The organism is Hymenobacter cellulosivorans (assembly GCF_022919135.1).
Taxonomy (GTDB): domain Bacteria; phylum Bacteroidota; class Bacteroidia; order Cytophagales; family Hymenobacteraceae; genus Hymenobacter; species Hymenobacter cellulosivorans.
Window position 1 is genome coordinate 1,151,649 of the sequence record NZ_CP095049.1, and the last position, 25,724, is coordinate 1,177,372.

Genomic DNA, 25,724 nt, shown 5'->3' on the forward strand with positions numbered 1-25,724 from the left:
AGATAAGAACGATTCTTATCTGGCTGCAAAGCTAAAGCACGAAAGTTGTAAAAAGGTTTATTCGGCCATTAATTTCCACTACTCTTTTCTTACTCCCGCACCAAACGGGCCCGCAGCACCTGCCCATCGATGATAGCCGTGAGCAGGTACACACCCACGGGCTGACTGGCATCGAAGGTAGTGGGCAGCTGGTTTTCGCCGGCCTGCAACGTTACTGGCCGCTGGCTTACCACCCGGCCCAGGGCATCGTACATGGTCAGCTGCACGGTTTGGGCCTTAGCGGCCGTCAGGTGCACGGTGTAGGCCCGGTCAGTAGGATTGGGGAAGGCGCTCAGGCTGCTGGCCAGCTTGGCTTGGCCAAAGCTGACGGCGCGCACCGGCGAGTAGGTATCGGTGCCTCCGGCCGTATCGTGCTGGCGCAGGCGGTAGTACTGCAAGGTGCCGCGGCCAGCTGCGCCCAGGTCGGTGAAGCGGTACTGCTGGGCGGTGCTGGTAGTACCCTTGCCGGCCACAAAGCCCACGCGCTGAAAGGTCTTGCTGTCCACGCTGACTTCCACAAAGAAGCCCTCATTGTTCAGTTCGGAGGCTGTGGCCCAGCTTAGCAGGGCATCAGCATTCCGGGCCTGGGCCGTGAATTCGCGTAGTTCCACCGGCAGCGGGTTGTTCTGGTCGGAACCGACAAAGACGCCATACGTATTCTGCAGGTCCGTGGTCAGCGTGTTGTTGGTTGCATCCACAGTACCCTGCGGGCTTTCCCAGGTTAAACCATTCCAGCGCTGCAGGCGCAGGCGGCTCTCCGTAATGGTATTGGGCGCCGTACTAAATTCTGAAGTCAGGTAACCGAAGGTCAGCGTTGAGGTTGGCGCCAGCGTGTAGTTGTTGGGCTGTACTATCCAGTACCGGTCGATGGCGTAGTTCGGGTTGCCGCGCAAGGAACTTACCCCAGTGGGTAGGGGCAGGTTATCGGGGCCGGTGGGGTAAGTGGCAAACGACAGGCTACCCGTGCTGTTACCCCCGGCCGTGATGTTGACCACCATGGGCACACCGGTACTACCGCTGCTCATGGGAACGGTGTAAGTGCCCGTGTTAGAGCCAATAACCCATACCAGCCGACCATAACCCGCTGAGGCAGCCGATTCGCTGACCAGCGTACCAGTGGTGCGCGTCAGAGCGGAGGCAGCGCCGTTGTTAAGCGTCAGGACTTTAGAGTTAAGCTGCACCTGAGTGGCCCCCAGGGTGAGCAGGCCACTGCTGTTGCCCACCGAAATATCAGAGCCAAGCTGCACTGGGCCAGCAGCCTCGCTTACATCTAGGGTGTGAAAGGTAGTGGCTGCGCTACCCCCAATCTGCTGGGTGGCCGTGCCGTTCAGCTTCACGGTGCCGGTAGCGGGCGTCAGTACGCCTCCGCTGGTGTTGTTGGTCCAGTTGCCGGTTAAGCTCAGCGTACCGGCGTTGTCGACGGTTCCGGTGCCGCTCACAGTCACGTCACCCACGACCGACACCTGTGCCCCCGACTGAATAGAGATGACAGCGCCCTGGTTGGACAGCCCTTGGCCCAGGCTTGGCAAGGCCGTTAGCAGGAACAGAGACCCAAGAGGTAAAGAATGTTTCATAGCAAGAAAGAAAAGCCGTTTACGAGCGCTGTGGGAAAATACCCTGCACGGCAATACAGTAGACAAGAGTCAGATAGGGCTGCATGTTGTTGTGCGGCGCGGCCGTGCCCGTGGCCCGGCTGGCCATATAGCCGGTGTCGGTGGCTGCGTACTGGGGCTCACCGGAGCCGTTGCTGGCTAAGTACGCGTTTTCGGGCGAACCTAACGTCCCCAGTTCAGTGCTGTAGGTCAGGGCCACGGTGTGCTGGTGGGCGGGCAGCTCGGTATCCAGCAGGGCCACGGTAGCGCTGCCCCCGGTCTGGCCCAGCTCGTAGTTGCTCAACCCCGGCCCCTGGCCAGCTCCCACGGCCACGCAACCATTGAAGTTGGGCAGGGCAAAGGTCGATTTACCATCCCCTCCGTAGGTGGTACCCAGCAAGGCAAACAAAGCCGTGTTCTGGGAAATTGGCAGAAGCTGCCCGTCGCAGCGCGCGTAGCCTTTGGGCACGAAGTTGTCGAACGGCAGCGTAATGATTTCGGCCAGAAATACATCGTAGCCCCCCGAGAGGGTACCGGCGGCGGCGGGGGTGGCGCGGCCCAGCAAGGCTTGCAGAGGCTCGGCCAGGAAGCTCCCGGCCACTACGCCCAATAACCGCTTGAGCAAGCTCCGGCGGGCCGGCTGGCTAGGAGAGGGAGCAGCAGTAGATACGGTCGGCACGGCTAGTTGGGGCTGGGGAAAATACCTTGCAGGCAAATGACATAATTGAGGGTAATGAAAGGCTGCATGTTATTGTGTGCCTGCCCGCCCCCGACGGCACTCGACACGTTGACGGCGGGGCTGCCACCAGCGGCGGGCGAGTTGGCGAGTTGGGTATTTATCGTAACACCGTACTGGGGTGCTCCTCCGCCATTATCGGCCAGGTAGTTGTGCACCGTAGGGCCCGCGGTACCCGAAAGGTTGGTGGTACCGGTGGCAGTGCTGGCTTTGAGGCCGTGCACGTGTGGCGGAATCTCAGTAGCCAGCAGCACATGGGCCGCCTCGCCGCCCCTTTCACCGACGATCCGGCCGTTACCGCTTTGGACAATTACCCGGCCCCGCAGGTCGGGCAGGGCGAAGGTAGTTCGGCCGTCGCCGCCGAACTGCGTACCTAGCAGGGCGAATAAGGCCTGGTTCTGGTTGATGGGCAGCAACTGGCCATTGCACAGAGCCCAGCCTTTGGGGGCAAAATTGAAGGAAACCAGCATGATTTCCGACAGAAAAGAATCCAATCCCTGGGGCGCGGCCACGTTCAGCGAGCCGGCCGTGGCGGCTTGGATTTTACCCAGCAGCACGCCACCGCCCAGTACCGCACCCAGCTTTTTGAACCAGCTTCGGCGGGAAGAGCCGCCGGCCGGCGAATCATTTATGGAAGACATGGTAGGCAAGGCTTAGGTTGGGGAAGGAAAAACGCCGTACAGCGAAATGATGTAGTTGATGACCACGTAGGGCTGCCTGTTCTCGTGGGGCTGGCTGCCACCGTACACACCCAGCAGTTGGGCAGGCTGGGTCACCAGATTGGTGGTAGCTTGGGTGTACTGGGCCGAGCCCGAGCCGCTGTCGGCCGGTACGGCTCCGCTAGGAGAGGCCCAGGTGCCGGGCGCCGAACTGGCCCCCAACGTGTGCGTGTGCGAGGGAATCTGCTGCGTCGTGAGCGTCACCGATTCGACCCCAGCCATTTCCGCCATTACGTAACCAGCACCCTGATGCAGCGCCACCCGCCCCTGGAGGTCGGGTAGGGCGAAGGTGGATTCCCCATCGCCGCCGTAGGTAGTGCCAATCAGCTGAAAAAGAGTATCATTTTCGGAAATCAGCAGTAGCTGCCCGCGGCAGAACTCCCAGCCTACCGGGGCGAAGTTGCCGGCGAAAATGGCAATTTCGCCGATGTAGGGCGGGTTGCCATTTGGGCGCATGGATACTAGCTGCCGGGGCTGAGCAGCGCCGGGCAGGAGCCAGCGTTGGAAGCGTTGAAGCAAGGAGCGGCGCCCGGCCGCAGAGCCAGACGCGGAAGCAGAAAAGTCGGCCATGAACGTAGCAGAACTCGAAGAGAAATACGGAAGCAACGACCGGCTACGACTCCCGACGCCAGGCGCCATTGGTGTAGATATAGCGGGCCGCGTACTTCGACAGGATGTTGCCCGTGCCGCTGCTTGATACCACTTGCAGGTACTCGTTGTCGTTGTTAACGATAACTAGGCGCTGGCCTTCCGTCCCCGTTCCCAGCGTCACGACGCCGTTGCTGGCACCATTGTTATTGTAGACAATGTTGGTCACGGCCGGATTCACGGTAACGGCGGCAGTGGGGGCATTGCTCACCGAGTTGCTTTCAACGCTGTAATTGCCCGCGCCCACCGTAGACCAGCCCGTGGCGGTGTACTGGTACAAACCGGGCGTATTATCGGTCTGGATGATGAGCAGCCCCACCACCGGGCTGCTGATGAGGTCCCGGTCGGCCTTGGTCAGGCGCGGAGGAAGCAGGCCTTTGCGGGTGCCGTTTACTTCCAGGGCCGCCGAAGCCGTAGTAGGAGCGCCGCCCACGCCCACGGTGCCGGTGCCCTTAGGCTGCAGAATTAAATCCTGGTTGGTGCTGGAGCCAGCGGCATACAACGAGTTGGAGCCGATACCCACGCCCTGAGTAGCGTCCGAGGTGCGAAACTCCGCACCACTCGTGGTAGTCAGGGCGCCGGTCACGTACAGGGGCCGGGCAGTGGGGTGAGTATTGGTGCGGGTGGCAGTAGCTACGTCGAGCTTGTTGCCGGCCGTGACGCCAACGCCCGTATTGCCGGGCACGCTCACGTTGCCGCTGCCATCAACAGCCAGACCCGCCGTGGCGGCCGCCGAGCCGGTGAGCAGCTTGCCGTTCAGGTTCAAGTTTTGGGTAGCGGTATGGTCACCCATGTTATCGGCCACCATACGCACCCAGCTAGTGCCCGTGCGCACGTAAATGCCCGGCGTGTTGTCGGTTTGATACACCACCAAGCCTTCGGCGGGACTGGCAATCTTGTCCCGGTCGGCTTGGCTTAGGCGCGGGGGCAAAAAGCCCTTGGGCGTGGTGGTACCAGAGGCTACCTCCAGCACGGCCGACGAATTGGGCACTGCTATCCCAATACCGACGCTACCGGTCTGGGCATAGGCTGAAATTGAACCAGTTACCAGCGCTGCCGCGGCCACCAATCGAAACCGTAAATTTTTGCTCATACTCACCAGAAAGGGACTTCGCACACGTGTGCTAGATAGTGTGTCAAAGCTAGGGAATATAGGGTAAAATATAGGCACTAAGGTTGAGCTTATTACCCCAACCCAACCCGGCATTAGCAACCTTGGTCCTAGACTCGAACGTATAGCGGTGGTTATTCCATCCCGTATTTGCTTGTCCTATGCGCCAGCTGTTGTTTCTATGCCTGAGCCTGCTGCTTCTGGCCTGCGGACCGGCCGATTCTTCTCCCGCTCAGCGCCGCGCCCCTGTGGCTCCTCCTCGTATGCAGAACATCATTTTCTTTGGCAATAGCCTTACAGCTGGCTACCAGCTGCGGGCCAGTGAGGCCTTCCCTTCCCTGATTCAGGAACGTCTCGACTCAATCAAACTCCCGTATAAAGCCCTTAACTACGGCGTAAGCGGCGAAACCACGGCCGGTGGCCGGCAGCGTATTGCCAGCGTGCTGGCCCGGCAGCCGGTAGATGTATTCGTGCTAGAGCTGGGGGCCAACGACGGGCTGCGAGGCATTCCTGTGCGCGAAACCACCCAAAACCTACAAAGCATCATTGACCAGGTGAAACTCAAGTATCCCAAGGCTCGGATTGTACTAGTAGGCCTGGAGTTTCCCTTTGACCTCAGTGTGCTGGGCGGCCATCAATACGGGCGTTACGCGGCCGAGTTTAAGGCCCTGTTTCGCACCCTGGCCGAGAAAAACAGTGTGCCCTTCGTGCCCTTTCTGCTGCAAGGAGTGTTGGGCCAGCGCCACCTGAATTTACCCGATGGTGTGCACCCCAACGCGGCGGGGCAAAAGATTCTGGCCAACAACGTATGGGCCACCCTGGGCCCCATGCTAAACGACCAGCCCTAAGCCAACAGAGTAGCTTAAACCTGGTCGTCCAGTACTGGGCCGGGCTGCGAAAAGCGGCCCGGCCTTATAGTTACTTAGCCTTCAATCTGATAACCAATTGGTTTGAAAGCGTAGTTGTTCGACATTTCTGCCGAGCAGGCAGTCAGGCCCACCAGCAAGTCCATCTTGGCTTCCAGCACCACGTAGTCGCCGGCTTTGCTTTTGGGCGGCAGCACGTCCACCTTACCGGTTTCGCCATTCACCGTCACATGCATGAAGATGTTGAAGCTGATAGGAATAGCGTCGGGGCTGATGCCGTACTCTTCCAAGGCCGCGCACAGGTTTCCGAAACAGCCGCGGTGGGGCTGGGTGTGCCCGTAGATGATGCGGAAGGTATCGGCGCTGCAGGGCGTAAGCAAAAAGTCGTGCCGCCCGACGGTGTCTTCCACAATCTCGCACATGATGTTGCTGCGGTTGGAATACAGCGGGTGGCCTTTAGTCAGCAGAATGGTCTCGGCGTAGTCGATGGTGCGGCCGGAGGATATGACCTCGCCTTTGTCTTCGAGGTTATAGCACACAAAATCGGACACCTGCTCGCCTTCTATATCAACGACCTTGAGGCGCTGACCTTTTTTGAGCAGAAACGAGACGCCGCTCCGGGGCGGAATGATGGTGAGGTTATCGGGCATGTTGGCTTAAGAATGGGCATTTCCAGGCTTCGTCATACGCCTTTCCGCTGTATTGGTATACTTCCGACGACTGACCAAAGTCTTCCAGCATGGGGTTGATGGAGCCCGAATAGGCTATGTCGCGGGTCCGGATGGTGTCGCGCAGCTTGTTGTAGCGGCCTTCATTCCGGATTCGCTCGAATTGGTCGTGGGCGTTGAACACCAGCGTGGGGTATTTAAACTGCCGGGCCGGCCGGCTGCTGCCCGGATGCAGCCCAATCACGAAAAAGGCTTCTTCCTTGAGACTGTAGCTGAAATCGGGCGAATTAGGGTCGGCCACCACGCGCTTGTCGTAGCCGTAGCGCTGGGCATCCATGTTGGACACGGCCTGCAGGCGCTGCCACAAAAACTCATCAAACTGAGCCTCGGTTGGGTGCTCGGGGCCTTTGAAGATGATAGCCGCGCTGTGGTAGAGTTTATCAGCCTGCCGGTACGTATCCACGAAGTCGTAAAGAAACTGCAGAATAGCCGCGTCATCTTTCGGGCAGGCCATGTGGTCCACGACCAAGGTCTGGATCTGGTTCCAGGTTAGGGCCGTCTTGGCGGCCACGCAAGGAAAGTCTCGGTTTTGTATAAAATCAAGATATTCCCTTGTAACTATATTTTGTTCTTCATCAGTCATATCCAACAGATTACTTTGCAATCAGGAGTGGAATAGGTCTATTCCTACCCTTGAATACGACTGGTTTTCTGTTGAAGTTTACTAATATAATTGTTAAACAAATCCTGACGTTTGGCGTAGGCTCAACAGTTTTTACGGTTGAACTTGCTGTACGGCTAGACTAAACCATAAATCAGCCGGTTGAAAGCTCGGCTTTGGCGTTGCTAAAAAAGTGGAAAGGCGGCCCTAGTTAATTGCCGAATCGCCCTCCGATTGCCAACTACTGTTCTGCTTCAGATACAGTAAGCTCAAGCGTTGTACATTTCCTGGGAGCACTCGGTAGCCATGTGGTGCAGCTTGCACGCAGGCTCGACTTTGAGCAGGGCAGTTTTGGGAAATTTCAGCTACTGCTGGGGAGCAAAATCCAGATGCTGGTTGAAAAAGGGCAGTAGGTGCTGGTAGATACGTCCGTTTCGGCCCATGATGCCACTGCCATGCGTGCCCTCGTACTCCTGGGCCGAGTGTCGGATGCCAAAAGTGCTAAGTAAGGTACTGAAGGAACGACACGTAGGTGGAATATGGCGAAATTCATCCTGCCCGCCCCAGTCGAAAGCCAGGGCACGCAACTGCCGCAGCCCGGCGGTATGGGCCGGCAACAGATACGTGGGCGTAGCAGCTATCCAGCGCGGTAGCACGGCATCGCGCCGCATTAAGCTGTCGGGGCCGAGGGAGTTAGGCAGAGCCGCGCCGAATGGTTTGGCCTTTGGCTCGGCGGAAAAGGCCCGGGCCAGCGCGACGGTTATCTGGCCCTGAAAATGCCCGGCCAAAGCGTCTTGGTTGGGTGCGCGCAGGACAGCCCGCAAGCCTGCCGCATTGGCCATGTATTCGGGGTTTGGCCCCACAAAGGCCGGACTAAGGGCGTAAGCGGCAGCCCAGGTGTCGGGATACAGCATACTTAGGCGTAGGGTGCCGTTGCCGCCCATCGAGTGACCCGCTAGGCCGCGGCTGCCCGGCCGGGCCAGGGTGCGAAACTGCCCATCGATAAAGCGGATCAGTTCCTGGGCGGTGAAGTCGGCCCAAGGGCCGTTGGTAGCCGAATTAGTATACATGCTGCCACCGAACCGCGTCTTTTCGTTGGGCGTTACCACAATCAGGGGACGAATCTGGCCAGCCGCAATGGCCTGGTCGAGCAAGGCGGGAAGGCCGTCCTGGTTAAATACCAGACTGTCGCTCCAGCCGTAGCCGTGCAGGTAGTAGAGTACTGGGTAGCGGCGTTGCGGGTTGGCATCATAGCCCGGTGGCAGGTACACGCTCACGCGCCGCCTTGGGTTTTCACCGCCTGGGTTGCGGGCCAGCAGCTTCGAATCGAGGTAAGTAACGACGGTGCGCCCGACCGGAACGGCGGGCTGGGCCAGCAGAGGGTAGTAGCCGAGCAGCAGCAAAAGGAAAAGCAGGTGTTTCATGCGGCGGGCAAGGTAACGAATGGCGCCGGGAGCCGCTTTGGCTGCCAGGCAGTATTCAGGTAAACACCAAAAAGCCCGGCTTCCGCAGAAACCGGGCTTCTCAGGCGCTAGCCGGGCGGCACTAGGCCTGATACATTTCCCGGTAGTATTCGGTAGCCATGCGATGCGACTCGAACTCGGGCTCGACTTCGCGCATAGCAGTTTTGGCAATTTCCAGGTACTTAGCGGGCTCGTCGTAGTAGAGCGGCAGGATTTCATTTTCCAGCACGTCGAGCACGCCGCGGGCTTCCACGTCGTCCTTCACGTTGTCGGGCTCGTTGAGGTTGGCCAGGGGCAGCAGGAAGCCGTTTTCGCCGTGACGCACGAACTCCGGAATCCAACCGTCGGGAATGCTCAGGCTCAGGCTGGCATTCATGGCAGCCGTCATGCCGCTGGTGCCGGAGGCCTCGCGGGGGAAGCGGGGCGTATTCAGCCAGATGTCGGAGCCCGTCTTGAGCAACTTAGAGAGGCCCAGTTCGTAGCCGGTCAGCACAGCGCAGTTCTTAAACTGCTTGGTCTTCTGGATGATGTCGTTGAACATGCCGATGGCGCCGTAGTCCTTGGGGTAGGGCTTGCCGGCCCAGATAACCTGCACGGGGCGGTCCTGACGGCTCACCATCTGGGCAAACCGCTCGAAGTGGTGCAGAATCAGGTTGGCGCGCTTGTAGCCGGCAAAGCGCCGGGCCCACACCACGGTCAGCACGTTGGGGTCGAGCAGGGTGCCGGTCTGGTCGGCCACGAAGGCAAACAGCTGCTTTTTCAGCTCCCGCTTCCGGGCCAGCAGGGCCTGGTCGTCGTTGGCTTCGAGGGCGGCGTGCAGCTCAGCGTCGCGCCAGTAGGTGCCGTTCTGGGCGTTGGTAATCGGGATAATGGGGCAGATACCTTCGTAGTGACCCCACATTTCATTGGCTACCTGCCCGTGTACTTTTGATACGGCGTTGGCTTTGCGCGAGAAGCGCAGGGCCGTGAGGGTGTAGTTCAGGGTCTCATTTTCCACCCGAGCCACCCGGCGGATTTCGTCGGCGGGCACGGTACCGAAGAAGGTCATGTCGGTGAGCAGCTGCATGGGGTGCTCCTCGTTGCCGGCCAGCTCGGGGGTGTGGGTCGTGAAGACCAGGCGCTTCTGGACTTCCTCCAGACTGCGACCGTGCTTTTCGTAGAGGTAAAACGCCAGCGGCAGGCCGTGGCCCTCGTTGAGGTGGTAGGTGTCCATCTTCACGCCCAGCAAATCGAGCAGCTTGCCGCCGCCGATGCCCAGCACCATGGACTGCGCTACGCGGGCGGCCGTGTCGGCGTCGTAGAGGTAGTGGGTGATGGTGCGGGAGATGTAGTCGTTTTCGGGAATGTCGGTGGTCAAAAAGAACATCGGGGCCGTGCCGAACGTGTCGGGAGCCAGGTACAGGGCCTTCACTTTCACTTCAGCCCCGTGAATAGTGATGGGGAACACCAGGCCGGTGTCTTCGAGGAAGGAGTAGGACTTGAGGCGGAAGTCGGCCCGCATGGTCTGATCCTCGTTACGGCCCTGGTCGTAGTAGCCGTAGCTCCAGAGCATGCCGATGCCGATGAGGTTTTGCTTGAGCTCGTAGGCCGAGCGCATGTGGGAGCCGGCCAGAAAGCCCAGGCCACCCGAGTAGGTTTTCAGCGCCTGGTCGAGGGCAAACTCCATGGAGAAGTACGCGGCCTGAGTGGAGAATTCAGCGGCGGGCGCGTATGGTTGGAACTGGAAGGACATGAACAGTGGGGAGGGAAGAAGTGAAGAGGAAGACAGCGCGCAGCAGCCCTCCAAGCCGCCAAGGTCAGCACAAATCCGGACTTAAAAAAAGCCCGAACGGCGTGAGCCTCAGAGCAAACGTTTGCATTCCGCCTTCTTTTTCATCGATTCGACAGTTGAGCCGACCCGACTTGCCTAAATGAAATTCTGGGCTCGGCCTTTCGCAGGCATTATCATCAGCTGGGAAATGAATAAATCACGCAACAAAAAGCCGATGCAAGCCAGTAAAATCCGGGCTTTTTTCGGCCAAAATAGCTTTCAAAGGCCGTTTTAGGACTTTCTAATCAGCTTCATATTGCATGCCCCGGCTGCTACAGGTACCTTGCTGCTTCTCTTTTCCGCTGACCTGATTTCGTCCATGAAATTCCCCGCCTTTCTGCCCCTGCTCGCCGGGGCTCTGCTGGTAGCTTCTCCCCAAGCCGCCACGGCCGCCGTTGCTTCGGCCGCAATCGTTGCCGCCCCCACCACAGCCGCCATCAGCCGCATCGACCCCACCTTCTGGTGGGTGGGCATGAAAAACCCCAAGCTTCAGCTGCTCGTGCACGGCGCGGGTATCGGGAGCAGCACGGTGACTTTGAGTTACCCCGGCGTGACCCTGGACGGTACCCAGAAGCTGGAAAATCCCGACTACCTGATTGTCAACCTGACCATTGCACCCGACGCTAAGCCCGGCAAGCTGAACCTGGAGTTTCAGGGCGCCAAAAAGGTGAAGTACAGCTATGAGCTGCGGCAACGCACCACACCCGGCGACAAAACCAAGGTGCAGGGTGTAACCAGCGCCGACTTTGTGTACCTGCTCATGCCGGACCGCTTTGCCAACGGCGACCCGAAAAACGACGTGGTAAAAGGCACCCGCGTAAGCCGCATTGCCCGCGACTCGATGTACGCCCGGCACGGCGGCGACCTGAAAGGCGTGGAGCAGCACTTCGACTACCTCAAGGAGCTGGGCGTCACGGCCATCTGGCCCACGCCGGTGGTGGAAAACGACATGCCCAAAGCCAGCTACCACGGCTACGCCCTGACGGATTACTACGCCGTAGACCGGCGCTACGGCTCCAACGAAGACTACGTGCGCTTCGTGCAGCGGGCCCACCAAAGCGGGCTGAAGGTGATTCACGACGTGGTGCTCAACCACATGGGCAGCAAGAACTACCTGTTTTTGGAGCAGCCCGCCGCCGACTGGTTTCACCAGTGGCCGAGCTTTACGCGCAGCAACTTCCGCGACGCGGCCTTCAACGACCCCTACGCTTCGGACGCGGACCGCAAGCTCTACGGGGAAGGCTGGTTTGACACGACCATGCCCGACTTGAACCAGAGCAATCCGCTGGTGGCTACTTATGTCATCCAAAACTTTATCTGGTGGGTAGAATACACCGGCCTGGACGGCTACCGCATCGACACCTACCCGTACTCAGACCGCAACTTCCTGATGCAGTGGGGCGAGGCCGTGCTCAATGAGTTTCCCCAGCTGGGCATGTTCGGCGAAACCTGGGTGCAGGGCAACGGGCAGCAGGCCTTCTTCGCCCGCAACATCCTGCCGCCCGTCAACGGATTTAAGTCGAACCTGCCCGGTGTGACTGACTTCCAGAGCTATTACGCCATCAACGAGGCCCTGACCAAGGACGCAGGCTGGACCGACGGTATTGCCAAGCTCTACTACGCCCTACAGGGCGACTGGATGTACGAGGACCCGATGCGCAACGTGGTGTTCCTGGACAACCACGACTTGAGCCGCTTCTACTCGGTTGTGGGCGAAGACTTTGCCAAGTACAAGATGGGCTTGGCCTGGCTGCTGACTACGCGCGGCATCCCGCAGCTCTACTACGGCACCGAGGTGCTGATGAAAAACTTCAGCAACCCCGACGGGCTGGTGCGCGAGGACTTTCCCGGCGGCTGGCCCGGCGACAAAAAGAACTACTTCACCGCCGCGGGCCGCACCGGGCAGGCCGGCGAGGCCTTTACCTACGTGAGTAAGCTGGCCAACTACCGCAAAACCCACCCGGCCCTGCACTCGGGCAAGCTCACCCAGTTTATCCCCCAAGACGGCATCTACACTTACTTCCGTCACTCCGACGCGGGCACAGTGATGGTGCTGATGAACTCCAACAAAGACGAGAAGGCTGTGGAGTTGAGCCGGTTTGCCGAGCGTCTCAACGGGTTTTCGTCGGGCACGGAAGTAACCTCGGGCGCTACGCTTTCTGATCTGAAGTTGGCCCGGATACCGGGGCGCACGGCCTGGGTCGTGGAGTTGAAAAAGTAGAAAGACGGAACACGTTGCCGCTTTTCCGCGTCCAATTTTGTAGACTATACTTTCTAAACTTCATCAGCACCCTCTAGCTCTGTCACTTATGAACGACCTCACCGATAAAGTCGCCATTGTTACCGGAGCCTCGCGGGGCATCGGGCGGGCCGTGTCCCTGCTGCTGGCCATGCAGGGCGCCAACGTGGTATCCGTAGCCCGCTCGACGGAAGAGCTGGAGGAGCTAACCCACAAAACCAACGGCCTGGCCATTCCCGCCGACGTTTCCGACGAAGCCGATGTACAGAACGTAGTCGACGAAGCCATCCGCCACTACGGCAAGGTTGATATTCTGGTCTGCAATGCTGGGGTGGGCTCGTTTAATCTCCTGGAAAACAACGCTGCCGATGAGTGGGACCGGATATTCGACGTGAACGTGAAGGGCACCTTCCTGTTCTGCAAGTTCCTGGTGCCCCACTTCAAGGACCGCAAGGCCGGCCACATCGTGGGCATCACCTCCGACGTGGCCCGGCGCACCTTCGAGCACGGCACGGTGTACGGGGCCAGCAAGTTTGCCCAGGATGCTCTGCTCGGCTCCTTGCGGAAGGAAGTGCGGCCTCACGGCATCAAGGTCAGCACAATCTATCCGGGCCTGGTTGATACCTACTTCAACGAATCCAAGCCCGGCAGCCCCGACTCGGAGAAAACCCACCTTAAGCCCGCCGACATTGCCCAGGCCGTGCGCTACATCCTCGAAGCCCCACCCCATGTCGTCATCGATGAGCTCATGATTCACCCGCTGACGCAGGAGTGGTGAAATAGTGAGGTGGTGAGATGGTGAGTCGATGTTCGATAGGCGCAGTTCCGCGCTAATCGAACGATAAACTCACCTTTTCACTATCTCACCATCTCACTGTTTGCCTATCTTCCCCCGTACTATGAAAAAACTGCTAGTACCCGCCGTGGCCGCCAGTTTGGCTTTGGCTTCTTTCGCTGTTCCACTTCCGAGTTCAATTTCTTCCGTGTCCGAGCCTACGACTTTTGCCGACCCGAACACCACCGACGAGGTGCCCCAGGACCATAAGCTGGTGATTTACCAGGTGATGACCCGGCTGTTTGGCAACAAGACCACCCTGAATAAGCCCTACGGCACCAACGCCGAAAACGGCGTGGGCAAGTTCAACGACATCAACGACCTGGCCCTGCAGGCCATTAAAAAGATGGGCGTGAGCCACGTCTGGTACACCGGGGTACTGGAACACGCCACGATGAGCGACTTCAGCAAGGCTGGCGGCCCCGGCCCCGATGATGCCGATGTGGTGAAGGGCCGGGCCGGCTCGCCCTACGCCATCAAGGACTACTACGACATTGCCCCCGACCTGGCCGTGGACGTGAAAACCCGCAAGCAGGAGTTTGAGGCCCTGGTGAAGCGTACCCACGCCAACGGCCTGAAAGTTATTATCGACTTCATTCCCAACCACGTAGCCCGCAGCTATAAGTCGAATGCCAAGCCCGCGGGCGTGGTGGATTTGGGCGAGAAGGACGATTTGACCAAGGCCTTTGCCCCCAACAACAACTTCTACTACCTGCCCGGCAAAAGCTTAATCGTACCCAAAGCCGGCAACCCGCTGGGCGCTGCTTTGGGCCCTAAGGAAGACGGCAAGTTCACGGAAACGCCCGCCAAGGCCAGCGGCAACGACGTGTTTTCGGAAGCGCCCAAGGTGGACGACTGGTACGAAACGGTGAAACTCAACTACGGGGTAGATTACCAGAACGGCCGCAAAACCTACTTCGAGCCCATGCCCGACACTTGGCTCAAGATGCGCGACATCCTAGTGTATTGGGCCCAGAAAGACGTGGATGGCTTCCGCTGCGACATGGCCGAAATGGTGCCCATCGAGTTCTGGGCCTGGGTGATTCCCGAAGTGAAAAAGGTGAAGCCCGGCATCATCTTCATGGGCGAAGCTTACAACCCCAAGGAGTACCGCAACTACCTGGAGAAGGGCAAGTTCGACTACCTCTACGATAAGGTAGGCCTCTACGACGGCCTGCGCCGCCTGATGACTGGCGGCGGCAATACCGAGGATATTACCAAGGTGTGGAGCGAGGAAAGCCGGGGCTTTGGCTCCCGCATGCTGCGCTTTTTGGAAAACCACGACGAACAGCGCATTGCCTCCAAGGAGTTTGCCGGCGACCCGCGCACCGCTATTCCGGCCATGACGGTTTCGGCCACGTTGGGCTCGGGTCCGGTGATGGTGTACTTCGGGCAGGAAGTAGGGGAGCCCGCCAACGGCTCGGAAGGCTTTAGCGGCGCTGATGGCCGCACCACCATTTTCGACTATTGGGGGGTGCCTGAGCACCAGAAGTGGATGAATGGCGGCAAGTTTGACGGCGGCAAGCTCGATGGGGTACAAAAGCAGCTGCGTGACTTCTACTCCCGCCTGCTCAACCTGACCAGCACCAGCGACGCCATCCGCCGGGGCCGGTTCTACGAGCTCCAGGACGCCAACAACCTGGGCAAGAACTACGACCAGCGCCGCGTGTACAGCTACCTGCGCTACACCGACAAGCAGAAGCTGCTCATCATCGCCAACTTCAGCAAGGACGTGACCCTGACGCCCAAAATCGAGATTCCCAAGTCGGCCATGCAGGCCATGGGCCTCGACCCAACCAAGTTCTATACCTACACCGACCTGCTCAACAACGCCCCGGCCACCGAAAACCTGACTCTCACGCTAACTCCGCTGAGCGCCTACGTTTTCGAAATCAAGCCGAAGCAGTAAAGCGTGGGGTTGAGTGCCTGGTGCCTGGTGTTTAGGATTTAGTTTCCAGACACCACCAACCAAGCATCAGGCACTCAACTCCGGGCATAAGCACTAACCTCCTAAAATTCCCCCATACATGGCAACCAGCGTCGCGGCCTCGTCCGGTACGGACACCCGCCCCAAACCCCGCCTGAGCTTCTGGCAGATCTGGAACATGAGCTTCGGCTTTCTGGGCATTCAGTTCGGCTTCGAGCTGCAAAACTCCAACGTGAGCCGCATCTTCGAAACGCTAGGCGCCAACAAGGACGACATTCCGATTCTCTGGATTGCGGCCCCCCTCACCGGCCTGCTCGTGCAGCCCATCATCGGCTACTTCTCCGACCGGACCTGGCACCCGTTCTGGGGCCGGCGCCGCCCGTACTTTGCCATTGGGGCAGTGCTGGCCACCCTGGCGCTGTTTCTGATGCCCAACTCCTCGGCGCTATGGATGGCCGGCGGCATGCTCTGGATTCTGGACGCCAGCATCAACATCAGCATGGAACCCTTCCGGGCTTTCGTAGGGGATAAGCTGCCCAGTGAGCAGCGCACCAGCGGGTTTGCCATGCAGAGCTTCTTTATCGGGGTGGGCTCGGTCATTGCCGCGGCCCTGCCCTGGATATTCAATAACTGGTTTCATTTAAGCAATACCGCTCCCAGCGGCGAGATTCCACCGTCGGTGAAGTGGGCCTTCTACGCCGGCGGCGTGGCCTTCATCTTGGCCGTGATGTACACCGTGTTTACCTCCACCGAAACTCCGCCGGCCGATATGGAAGAGTTCCGGCGGGAAAACGCGCAAGTGGGCATTCTGGATGGCATCAAGGAGTCGTTTATGGGCATTTTCCACATGCCCACGGCCATGCGCCAACTGGCCATCGTGCAGTTTTTCACCTGGTTTGCCTTGTTCTCGATGTGGATTTATTCCACCAACGCCGTGACCAGCAACATCTACGACATGAAGGTGGATAGTGCCCTCTACGGCCGCATCAGCAGCTTCATCGGTGCCGAAGCCGCCCGGGCCACCGACGACAAGTCGAAGAAAGAGCTGGGTGCCCTGCAAGCTGACCTCAAGGAAATAGACCAGTTTCAGGCCAGCCAAACCGACAAGATTCTTACCATCAACCTGGCCAACTACTACGTGAGCCACGCCCAGCCTAGCGAAGCCGACCAGGCCGAGCTGAAGCGGGTGCAAAAGCAATACAACGACGGGGCCGACTGGCTGAGCCTGGCTTCATCGGTGCGCAACGGTGTGGCGGCCATCTTCGCCTTCATCATCCCGCTCATTGCGGCCCGTACCAGCCGCCGCCGCACCCACATGCTGTGTCTGCTCATCGGGGGCCTGGGTTTGCTCTCGCTGAAATTTATCGACAACCCCAACCTGATTATGGTGTCGATGGCCATGGTGGGCGTGGCCTGGGCCAGCATTCTGAGCATGCCCTACGCCATCCTGGCCGGCTCGTTGCCAGCTAACCGGATGGGCTACTACATGGGCGTATTCAACTTCTTTATCGTGATTCCCCAGATTGTAGCGGCCACTATCCTGGGCTGGGCCACCATGCACTTATTCCAAGGCAACACACTGAATACCATTGCCCTGGGCGGCGTCTCGATGATTGTGGCCGGGGTGTTTACGCTCTGGGTCAAAGACAACGACGACGTGCACCCCAGCGTCCATGTGGAAAACTCGCCGGGCTACGACACGCCTACCGCCACTGTGCCCCGCACATAAGCCGCTTCTTTCATTACTAGGTACGACAAAGCCTCTTCTGGAAATAGGAGAGGCTTTTTAGTTGCCCGTTGTGTGTTCTTAGCCCTGCTCAGGATGACAGACGCCAAACCATACACAACGAGCAACGAGCTCAACTACGTAGTTACCCAACTCGATTCAGCACTTTTCCCGGCAACGCAGACCCGGCGGCACACCGTATCTACTTCGTTCTATCTGTGCGGGCCCTGCCGACTCAAGGCCCCGTAAGCTTACTTTCTACCGGCTGCCGTATGCTCTTTATTACTGTATTCTTCAGTGCTTTCTTCGGCATTTTCGCCCTGATTTTACTGCTTCTGGTGTGGCCCCGGCCGGCCTTGCCCAAGCTGACGGCTAGGCCCAAAGTCAGCATTCTAATTGCAGCCCGCAACGAGGAAGCCAATATCGAGCGGTGCCTGCGGGCGTTGGCGGCTCTTAATTATCCGGTCGAGCAGCTCGAAATCCTCATCGGCGACGACGCCTCCACCGACGACACGATGGGCGTAGTGCAGCGCTTCATTGCCGATAAGCCTCAGTTCCGGCTGCTGCCCATTCGGCAGAAGCTGGGCACGGCCCAGGGCAAAAGCAACGTGCTGGCCCACCTCTGCAACGCGGCCACCGCCGACACCTTCCTCATCACCGACGCCGACATGTCCCTGGCCCCCGACTGGGTCCAGACCATGCTGGCAGCCGCGCCCGAAGGCGTGGGCGTTGTGACGGGTATCACGACGGCTTCGGGCAGCATCTTCGGCCGCTTGCAGGGCCTCGACTGGCTTTTCGGCCTCAACCTGATTCGTCTGCTCACCGACTTGGGGCTACCCATTACGGCCGTCGGCAACAACATGCTCGTCACGCGGGCGGCTTACGAATCCATTGGTGGCTACGAGGCCCTGGCCTTCAGCATCACAGAGGACTTGCAGCTCTTCGACCAGATTGTGCGGCAGGGCTGGGGCTACCGCAACATTATTACGCCCCAGGCCCTGGGCATTTCGGTGCCCCAACCCACGGTGATGCATTTGCTGCGGCAGCGCAAACGCTGGATGAAAGGAGCCGTGCGCCTGCCCTGGCAGCTGGGCTTGCTCTTCAGCTCCTACGGCTTCTTTTACACGGTGCTGGGCTGGCCCGGCCTGCTGCCCCTGAAGCTGATTATAGTGCTGTACACGGCCAAAGTAGCCTTCCAGACGCTCTTCTTACTGATTACCCTCCGCCAGGCTGGCCACCGCGAGTCGCTGGGCGTGCTAGTGCTCTACGAGTGGTACTTGCTACTGATGTCGCTGGCAGTGCTGGGCTATACCGTGTGGCCCGGCGCTATCCTGTGGAAGGAACGGCGCTACCGGTGGGCTGAGGGCTAGAGACTGAAAGGCAGCCTTAGCGCGCCTCCGGCAAAGGCACGCCCAGCCATTGGTAGGCGCTTTGCTCCTCGATAAACGTGCGAAATACGGTTTCCTGGGCGCTAAGCCGGCTCTCAATCAGGGCCTGCTGATAGGGCGTAACCAGGTACGCCATCCGAAACTCCAGACCGGGCAGGGCCCGGTGCAGCGCGGCCCGGAAGTCGGTGAGAACCCAGGCGAAGTCCTCGGCTTCGGCCAAGCCGCGGATGCGCAGGTCTATCAGCCAGTGGGTGGCTTGGTGGGGATGGGCAAAAGCGAGAGCTGCCTGGTAGCCCGCCCGGTGCTCGGCAGGCGTCACGACCCGGTCCCAGCGCATAAACAATACGCGCAAATCGGAACGGTAAGACAGACGCAGGAAGTCGAGCTCAGCAGCGGGTACGGGCACGGGAAGACAATCAAGGATCAGGTCAGAAGCCGCTATGGCTTGACTCTTGGCACCTAAACCACGAACCGGGCCCTTAATGTTTTCAAAAGCAACCCCGCGGCGGACATGGCCTTACCTACATCTTACAAAAAGCCAGGAGTTCAGGAAAAGGAGTCATTGAAGTTACCCGATGCGTCGAAGCGGGAAATCTGGCCTGGCAGCTAGCTGGCTGGCCGACGGCTAGCAGCCCCGTGCACGCTCAGGTATGTGCAGGAAAGATGTTCACGGCAAAGTGGAATTGAAGGGATTGGGTTAAGCAGTCCGGGACTTCCGCTTATCGCGGTGTACAAGGTAAGTGATGAGTAAAAGCGAGAAATAAGGCAACGCGAAGCCGATGCCAAACCAGCGCCAAAAGGAGCGTCCGTTTCCGTAAGCCATATAGCCCGTAACCATGGGCATGAACAGGATGGGGGTCAGCAGGACAATGACAAATTCCATAGGGTGAAGAGTGATTATTGCGCCCCTGCTGGGGTGGCTTGGGTCAAGAAACAATTGGACTGAACCGACACTAGCACACAGTGCAGCTGCTCGTTGAGTTTGGCCAGCGTCGCATGCTCACCCAACCAAAGCAGCAAGGCGGCCCTTTTCTTTTTCTTATCCATGTGATTTAACTACTTGGTTAATGAGCGGGCAAAAAAATATCAGGCTCGAATGGCCCGGATAACAAATTCGGCCACTTCAGTTCGACGGTGTGCCATCTCGCGTTTGAAGTCCTCGTCGCTTAGCCCCAACCCTACCTGAATAATGGGCTTGCCCAGGAAAGGAAAGATGACCAGTGACATGACGTTCATGAACAATTGCGCGGGGCTGATGGGGTGAATGCGTCCCTGCGCCACGGCTTCTTCCACCTGGCGGCGGAACTTGTCGAGGTGGGTGCGCTCCTTCTCCACCACAGTCCGGAAGAAAAACTGCGGGTTGCGGTTCACTTCGTTCACGATGAATAGTGGCAGGAAGCTGTTGCGACTCACGAAGGTGAGGTAGGTATCTACCACGAGCCGGATTTTGTCAAACAACTCCATGTCGGTGTCCAGTACAGCCATCACGCGCGGCAGTATCACACCGATGGCCCGCTCAATAATGAGCGCCGAGAGCTTCTCCTTACTGCGGAAGTAATAGTGCAGCAGGGCTTTGTTGATGCCGGCGCGGTCGGCAATTTCCTGCATGCGCGCCCCGGCCAAGCCCTTTTCCAGAAACACTGCTTGCGCAGCTTCCAAAATCAGTTCTTCAGTGGAGCGTTTTTGCAGGTCCATTCTACAGACGGTTTAACTACTTGGTTAAATTTATACAAAGGTGCATTAAAGTTTACTACGACCAGCTATTCCGCCAAAGTTTCCTAACACCCACCCAAGGGTTTAAGGGAATGTGAACTCGAAGTAAGTACCAGGAGAGCTGTCTGGATTATACTCCGGGCCACGTCGACGGGGTTAGCGACAAAGGAGGCAGACGACACACCCAGGCTGTGCCGCATCAAGGGCTGAATCATCTTGGAGCTCAGCCGATATGCATCTACACCCAAGAAGGAAGTTTGGGCTTCCTGGAGGACGTGGTTTGGTCGTACAGAGGTAAACCGCTCCGGCAACGCGCACGTTTGGTGAAGGCTTCTTCTAGTGGGGTGTCACCAACAACAATATGAAAAAGCGTTTCAGCCATAAGCCGAAACGCTTTTTCTATTTGGGAAGGGACAAGCGGGTTAGCAGGGATTTTTGAGGTTAGCCTAAGGAGCGGCTTCCCGCGGACTTTACCTCCCTGCCAGGCTTTTGTCGCGAAGGGCCTTGAACTCGGAGCCGGACTTCCACTGCGGGAAGGTCGTTTCGCCGGCCAGCTTGCGGCCTACGCTGTAAAGCAGGCGGGCATCCCACTCCATACCGCGGTAGTCGGCCTGGGCATTGTACTCGTCGGAGGGCTGGTGGTAGTGCTGGGCCTCAAACTCCTCGCTCATCTTCTTGGCGTAGGCCTTGCCCTTGATCCAGCTGTCGGCGGTGCCGCTGGCGTAGAGCGAGGGCACACCCACGTGGGCAAAGGCGAAGTGGTCGGAGCGGAAGAAGTAGCCCTTGTCGGCATTCTGGTCGGGCTGAATGTAGCGGCCCTGCTCCTGGGCGGCAGCGCGGGCGTACTCGTCCAGCTCCGACTGTCCGTAACCGATAACCGTCAAATCCCGCATCGGGCCCATGTTGGGCAGGTCGTCCATGTTGAGGTCGGCTACGGTTTTCTTCACCGGAAACAGCGGGTGGTTGGCATAGTACATCGAGCCCAGCAAACCCTGCTCTTCGCCCGTGACGGCCAAGAACACGATGCTGCGGCCGGGCTTTTCCTTGGCTTGCTGGAAGGCGTTGGCAATGGCCAGCAAGGCCGCGCAGCCGCTGGCGTTATCGGCCGCCCCGTTGTAGATAGAGTCGCCGGCCACGGGCGCCCCGATGCCGAGGTGGTCCCAGTGGGCCGAGTAGATGATGTACTCGTCGGGGCGGGCAGTACCGGGCAGCACGGCCACCACGTTCTTGGATTCCTGGCGGCGCAGCTTGTTGCGGATGCTGGTGCTGACCTGCAGGTTGAGCGGCCGGGCCTTGAAGCCTTTCTGGTTAGCGGCAGCATACGCCTCGTCATACTCCTGACCAGCTGCCTGGAACAGCTTTTTGGCCGCATCCAGGGTTATCCAGCCCTCGATGGTACACTTGCTGGCGCCTTTGTCGGCGGTCTGGTTGCGGAGCTTGGCGCCCGAGTAGCTGCTTTGCACCACGCTCCAGGGGTAGGCAGCGGGCTTGGTGTCGTGGATGATGAGCAGACCGGCCGCGCCCTGACGGGCGGCTTCCTCGTATTTATACATCCAGCGGCCGTAGTAGGTCATGGCTTTGCCCTTAAACAGAGTAGTGTCGTTGCCGGCATTGCCGGGGTCATTGACGAGCACCACCACGGTTTTGCCCTTCACGTCGAGGCCGGCGTAGTCGTTCCAGCCGTACTCGGGGGCCACCACGCCGTAGCCGGCAAATACCAGTGGGGAGTTGGTCAGGGCTACTTGCTCCTTTTCCTGCTCGGTAAAGGCCATGTAGTCGGTTTTGTAGTTCAGCGCAAAGGGCTGCTTACCGCCGCTGATCTGCATGGTGGGCGCGGGCGTACCGGTAATTTCCACCAGGGGCACTTTCTGGAAGTAGCTGCCATCGGGACCCGGCTTCAGACCCAGTTTCTTGAACTCGTCGGCCAGGTAGGCCGTGGTTTTTTGCTCGCCCACCGTGAACGGCTTGCGGCCCTGGTACTCATCCGAAGCCAGCACCTTGATGTGGCTGCCAATCAGCCGGGCCGTAATTCCGTCGTTGGGCGAAGCGGGTACCACAGTGTCGGCCGCAGCCGTGGTGCTGGCCGAGGGCTGTCCGGCGGAGGTAGAATCGGAGCTGCGGCTCTGGCAGGCGGGCAGGCTGCCCAACGCCAGGGCACCGCCAACGAGGAGGAAAGTAGGGGAGAAGCGCATGAAGAAAGAGGAAGTAGTGTGGTTGGTTTGGTGGGCTGAAGATGCCGAAAAACCCGCATAGCATGTGCATGCATAATTGGCCGGTCGACCATCCCACTTGGAGTGCAGAGAGGCCGACAGGACGGGCAATTCCCCGAAACGAACTTCCCCCGCCTGCTTTCCCGTTTAGGGAGCACACCACGGCGCAACATGCGGCGTTGCGGGAATGTCTTTGAACCGCTTACCTTCCCGCCTTCTTCCAGTATTTCCTTTCTATGCGTAAAAACCCTTTTCTCCTGCTGAGCCTCGGCGCCTTCCTAGCCACGGCTCCGGTTACTGCCCAGCAGAAAAAGCCGGCGGCCGCGCCGGCTGCTACCACGGCCGCCGGCACCCGCCTCATCGAAAAAGTAACCCGCAAGCCCGGCGAGCTGGTTATTCCCTACGAAAAGTACCTGCTGCCCAACGGCCTGACGCTCATCGTGACCGAAGACCACTCCGACCCGCTGGTGCACGTAGACGTGACCTACCACGTGGGCTCGGCCCGGGAACAGATTGGGAAGTCGGGCTTTGCCCACTTCTTTGAGCACATGATGTTTGAGGGCTCCGACCACGCGCCCCAGGGCACATTCGACAAGGTCATTATCGGAGCCGGTGGTACCAATAACGGCAGCACCAACCGGGACCGGACCAACTACTACGAAACCATTCCGAGCAACCAGCTGGAGCGGGCCCTGTGGCTGGAAGCCGACCGCATGGGCTTCCTGCTCGATGCCGTGACGCAGAAGCGCTTCGAGGTGCAGCGGGCCACGGTGAAAAACGAGCGGGGCCAGAACTACGATAACCGCCCCTACGGCCTGGTGAGCGAGTACGTCGCCAAAACCCTCTACCCCTACGGCCACCCTTACAGCTGGCTGACTATCGGTTACCTCGAAGATCTGGACCGCTCCGACGTGAACGACCTGAAGCAGTTTTTTCTGCGCTGGTATGGTCCTAACAACGCTACCCTGACCGTGGGCGGCGACGTGAAGCCGGCTGAAGTGGTAGCCATGGCCGAGAAGTACTTCGGCAGCATCAACCGCGGGCCAGCCGTGCAGAACATGAAGCTGCCCGAGCCCAAGCTCACCCAGGACCGCTACGTAAGCTACCAGGACAACGTGCGTTTCCCGCTGGTGCAGATGGTGTTCCCGACGGTGCCCCAGAACCATCCCGACGAAACCGCCCTGGACGCCCTGGCCGAAATCATTGGGGGTGGTAAAAACTCCTTGCTCTACAAAAACCTGATTAAAAGCCAGAAAGCCGTAACGGCGGTAGCCTACCATCCTACGGCCGAGCTGGGCGGCGAATTCACGCTGGCCGCCCGGGCCTTCCCCGGCAAGGGCCTCGACAGCCTCGAATACCAGCTGCGCCAGACGCTGACCGAGTTTGAGAAGCGCGGGGTGAAAGACGAGGACTTGCAGCGCTTCAAAGCCAGCCGGGAAGCCGACCTGGTGAGCAGCCTGAGCAGCGTGAGCGGCAAGGTGAGTCGCTTGGCGGCTAACCAGACCTTTACCGGCAACCCCAACTACCTGACCGTAGAATTGCAGCGCCTGCGGGCCCTGACCAAGGCCGACGTGCAGCGCGTGTATGGCCAGTACGTGAAGGGCAAAAAGGCCGTGGTGCTCAGCGTACTGCCCAAAGCCGCCCCAGCTTCTCCGGCCCGGCCCGACAACTTCACCGTCAGCAAGGAAGGCTACAAAGCCCCAGCCGACGAGTATAAGGGCCTGACTTACGTGAAAGCCAAGGACACCTTTGACCGCGGCAAAATGCCCGGCGCGGGTGCCAACCCCGTGGTGAAAGTACCGGCCCTCTGGCAGCAGCAGTTCCAGAACGGCCTGCGCGTCATGGGCAGCCGCAACACCGAAGTGCCCACCGTGAACATGCTGCTCACCATTCGGGGTGGGCACCGCCTGGAACAGGCCAACCCCGGTAAGGCCGGCCTGGCGGCTCTCACGGCTACCATGCTCAACGAAGGCAGCCAGAAGTACACCGGCGAGCAACTGGCCGACGCTCTGGACCGCCTCGGCAGCTCTATTACCGTGAGTCCCGGCACCGACAACACCACCGTGAGCGTGCAGAGCCTGACCAAGAACCTGCCCGCTACCCTGGCCCTGCTGGAGGAAGTGCTGCTGCGCCCCCGCTTCGATGCCGCCGACTTTGCCCGCGTCAAGAAGCAGGCCCTGGAAGCTATTGCCAACCAGAGCACCCAGCCCACCGTCATTGCCGACAAAACCTACAACGCCCTGCTCTACGGGTCCGGCGACATCATGAGTGTGCCCGTGAGCGGCACCACCAGCACGATGCAGAGCATCACGCTCGACGACGTGAAGCAGTTCTATCAGCAGTACTACGGCCCCGATTTGTCGCACCTGGTTATCGTCGGCGACGTGGAGCAGAAGGACGTGGTAAGCAAGCTGGGCTTTTTGCAGAACTGGAACCGCAAAGGCGTAACCCTTCCCGCGGGCAACCCCAGCCAGCAGCCCGACAAAACCCGCATCTACTTCGTTAATAAGCCCGACGCGGCCCAATCCGAAATCCGCATCGGCTACCTGGCTTTGCCCTACGATGCCACCGGGGAATATTACCGGGCATATCTGGCCAATTACCTGCTGGGCGGCTCTTTTGCCAGCCGCATCAACCACAACCTGCGCGAGGAGAAGGGCTATACCTACGGGGCTTACTCCGGCTTCCGGGGCACGCGCTACGTAGGCCCCTTCACCGCTCAGGCCGGCGTGCGGGCCGATGCCACCACGGCTTCCCTGACCGAATTTGGGAAGGAAATCAAAGGCTTCACTACCGGCATCAACGACGACGAGCTGCAACTGCTCAAAACCTCGGTGGGCCAGAGCGACGCGCTGAAGTACGAAACCGGCCAGCAGAAAGCCGCTTTCCTGGCCCGTCTGCTCGAATATGACCTCACGCCCGACTTCGTGCAGCAGCAGAACGCCATCCTGCAAAACCTGAAGAAGGAAGACGTGCAGGCCACGGCTCAGAAATATCTGCCCGTCGATAAGATGTACATTGTGGTAGTTGGCGACCGGAACAAGGTGTTCCCCGACATTACCACGCTGGGCTACGAAATTGTGGAAATGGACGCCGAGGGCAACCGCCTCACCAAGGCCGTGCCAGCTGCCAGCACTGTTACGGCCGCGCCTGCCACTTCCGCCTCCGACAGCAAAGCCGTGAAAAAGGCCAAGTCCAAGACCAAGGACGAGGACGGGCGCAAAGCCAAGCGCAAGCTCAAAAAGGATGAGGACGGCACCAAGGTGAAGGAGAAAGCCGAGTAGGTGCTTTTTCCGTTTGTTACCAAAGCCCGGCTCCGGAGTGGAACCGGGCTTTTTTTGTGTGGCGACTCATTGCCTGGGCCTTTGCACTA

The 25,724-nt window shown here is 59.4% G+C and carries 20 protein-coding genes; 7 read left to right on the forward strand and 13 right to left on the reverse strand.

Annotated features, from left to right (window positions below; genetic code table 11):
- Positions 1 to 89: 89 nt before the first annotated feature.
- From MUN80_RS04965 to MUN80_RS04985, 5 genes are read right to left on the reverse strand one after another with little or no spacing between them, the layout of a single operon-like run.
- A complete protein-coding gene (locus MUN80_RS04965) occupies positions 90 to 1,613 on the reverse strand; it encodes a T9SS type A sorting domain-containing protein (RefSeq protein ID WP_244720400.1) in 1,524 nt (507 codons plus the stop codon).
- A 19-nt stretch (positions 1,614 to 1,632) separates the two neighbouring features.
- Positions 1,633 to 2,310, reverse strand: coding sequence for a phage tail protein (locus MUN80_RS04970; protein WP_311136268.1), 678 nt, complete (start codon positions 2,308 to 2,310; stop codon positions 1,633 to 1,635).
- A 2-nt stretch (positions 2,311 to 2,312) separates the two neighbouring features.
- Entirely contained in the window at positions 2,313 to 3,008 is a 696-nt protein-coding gene (locus MUN80_RS04975) for a phage tail protein (protein ID WP_311136269.1), read from the reverse strand.
- A gap of 12 nt (positions 3,009 to 3,020) precedes the next feature.
- On the reverse strand, positions 3,021 to 3,656 hold the full coding sequence (locus MUN80_RS04980; protein ID WP_244720403.1) for a phage tail protein: 636 nt from the start codon (positions 3,654 to 3,656) through the stop codon (positions 3,021 to 3,023).
- 43 nt (positions 3,657 to 3,699) lie between these two features.
- The gene (locus MUN80_RS04985) at positions 3,700 to 4,827 is read right to left on the reverse strand and encodes a phage tail-like protein (protein ID WP_244720405.1); all 1,128 of its coding nucleotides are present in this window, start codon (positions 4,825 to 4,827) and stop codon (positions 3,700 to 3,702) included.
- A 179-nt stretch (positions 4,828 to 5,006) separates the two neighbouring features.
- Here MUN80_RS04985 and MUN80_RS04990 point away from each other — a divergent pair, with 179 nt between their 5' ends.
- Positions 5,007 to 5,693, forward strand: a complete 687-nt coding sequence (locus tag MUN80_RS04990; protein WP_244720408.1) for an arylesterase — start codon at positions 5,007 to 5,009, stop codon at positions 5,691 to 5,693.
- Positions 5,694 to 5,767: 74 nt separating this feature from the next.
- Here MUN80_RS04990 and MUN80_RS04995 read toward each other — a convergent pair whose 3' ends face one another.
- The 4 genes from MUN80_RS04995 to glgP all read right to left on the reverse strand — a co-directional run bounded on the left by MUN80_RS04995 (position 5,768) and on the right by glgP (position 10,235).
- A complete protein-coding gene (locus MUN80_RS04995) occupies positions 5,768 to 6,361 on the reverse strand; it encodes a DUF1989 domain-containing protein (RefSeq protein WP_244720411.1) in 594 nt (197 codons plus the stop codon).
- Complete coding sequence (gene gntA / locus MUN80_RS05000; RefSeq protein WP_262922036.1) at positions 6,351 to 7,022, reverse strand: guanitoxin biosynthesis heme-dependent pre-guanitoxin N-hydroxylase GntA; 672 nt, start codon at positions 7,020 to 7,022, stop codon at positions 6,351 to 6,353. Before gntA ends, MUN80_RS04995 begins: the two co-directional genes overlap by 11 nt.
- Before the next feature lie 383 nt (positions 7,023 to 7,405).
- Entirely contained in the window at positions 7,406 to 8,464 is a 1,059-nt protein-coding gene (locus MUN80_RS05005; protein ID WP_244720417.1) for an alpha/beta hydrolase, read from the reverse strand.
- A 121-nt stretch (positions 8,465 to 8,585) separates the two neighbouring features.
- Positions 8,586 to 10,235 (reverse strand): alpha-glucan family phosphorylase, encoded by a 1,650-nt coding sequence (gene glgP / locus MUN80_RS05010; RefSeq protein ID WP_244720419.1) that lies wholly within the window; start codon positions 10,233 to 10,235, stop codon positions 8,586 to 8,588.
- 397 nt (positions 10,236 to 10,632) lie between these two features.
- Between glgP and MUN80_RS05015 the strand changes: the two genes are divergently transcribed.
- The 5 genes from MUN80_RS05015 to MUN80_RS05035 all read left to right on the forward strand — a co-directional run bounded on the left by MUN80_RS05015 (position 10,633) and on the right by MUN80_RS05035 (position 18,410).
- Positions 10,633 to 12,534, forward strand: coding sequence for a glycoside hydrolase family 13 protein (locus MUN80_RS05015; RefSeq protein WP_244720421.1), 1,902 nt, complete (start codon positions 10,633 to 10,635; stop codon positions 12,532 to 12,534).
- Positions 12,535 to 12,622: 88 nt separating this feature from the next.
- Positions 12,623 to 13,330, forward strand: coding sequence for an SDR family oxidoreductase (locus MUN80_RS05020; RefSeq protein ID WP_244720424.1), 708 nt, complete (start codon positions 12,623 to 12,625; stop codon positions 13,328 to 13,330).
- 121 nt (positions 13,331 to 13,451) lie between these two features.
- Positions 13,452 to 15,296: an alpha-amylase family glycosyl hydrolase gene (locus MUN80_RS05025; protein ID WP_244720427.1), complete on the forward strand. Its 1,845-nt coding sequence runs from the start codon at positions 13,452 to 13,454 to the stop codon at positions 15,294 to 15,296.
- Between the two features lie 118 nt (positions 15,297 to 15,414).
- The gene (locus MUN80_RS05030) at positions 15,415 to 17,043 is read left to right on the forward strand and encodes an MFS transporter (RefSeq protein ID WP_244720430.1); all 1,629 of its coding nucleotides are present in this window, start codon (positions 15,415 to 15,417) and stop codon (positions 17,041 to 17,043) included.
- A 269-nt stretch (positions 17,044 to 17,312) separates the two neighbouring features.
- Entirely contained in the window at positions 17,313 to 18,410 is a 1,098-nt protein-coding gene (locus MUN80_RS05035) for a glycosyltransferase (protein ID WP_244720433.1), read from the forward strand.
- A gap of 16 nt (positions 18,411 to 18,426) precedes the next feature.
- On the opposite strand, the gene MUN80_RS05040 is transcribed toward MUN80_RS05035, so the two are convergent.
- The 4 genes from MUN80_RS05040 to MUN80_RS05055 form a co-directional block, all read right to left on the reverse strand.
- Positions 18,427 to 18,834, reverse strand: a complete 408-nt coding sequence (locus tag MUN80_RS05040) for a hypothetical protein (protein WP_244720437.1) — start codon at positions 18,832 to 18,834, stop codon at positions 18,427 to 18,429.
- Between the two features lie 291 nt (positions 18,835 to 19,125).
- Entirely contained in the window at positions 19,126 to 19,311 is a 186-nt protein-coding gene (locus tag MUN80_RS05045) for a hypothetical protein (protein ID WP_244720440.1), read from the reverse strand.
- A 203-nt stretch (positions 19,312 to 19,514) separates the two neighbouring features.
- The gene (locus tag MUN80_RS05050) at positions 19,515 to 20,123 is read right to left on the reverse strand and encodes a TetR/AcrR family transcriptional regulator (protein ID WP_244720443.1); all 609 of its coding nucleotides are present in this window, start codon (positions 20,121 to 20,123) and stop codon (positions 19,515 to 19,517) included.
- Between the two features lie 488 nt (positions 20,124 to 20,611).
- Complete coding sequence (locus tag MUN80_RS05055; RefSeq protein ID WP_244720445.1) at positions 20,612 to 22,333, reverse strand: M28 family metallopeptidase; 1,722 nt, start codon at positions 22,331 to 22,333, stop codon at positions 20,612 to 20,614.
- A gap of 254 nt (positions 22,334 to 22,587) precedes the next feature.
- On the opposite strand from MUN80_RS05055, the gene MUN80_RS05060 reads away from it, so the two are divergent.
- Entirely contained in the window at positions 22,588 to 25,635 is a 3,048-nt protein-coding gene (locus MUN80_RS05060; protein WP_244720448.1) for a M16 family metallopeptidase, read from the forward strand.
- Positions 25,636 to 25,724: the final 89 nt, after the last annotated feature.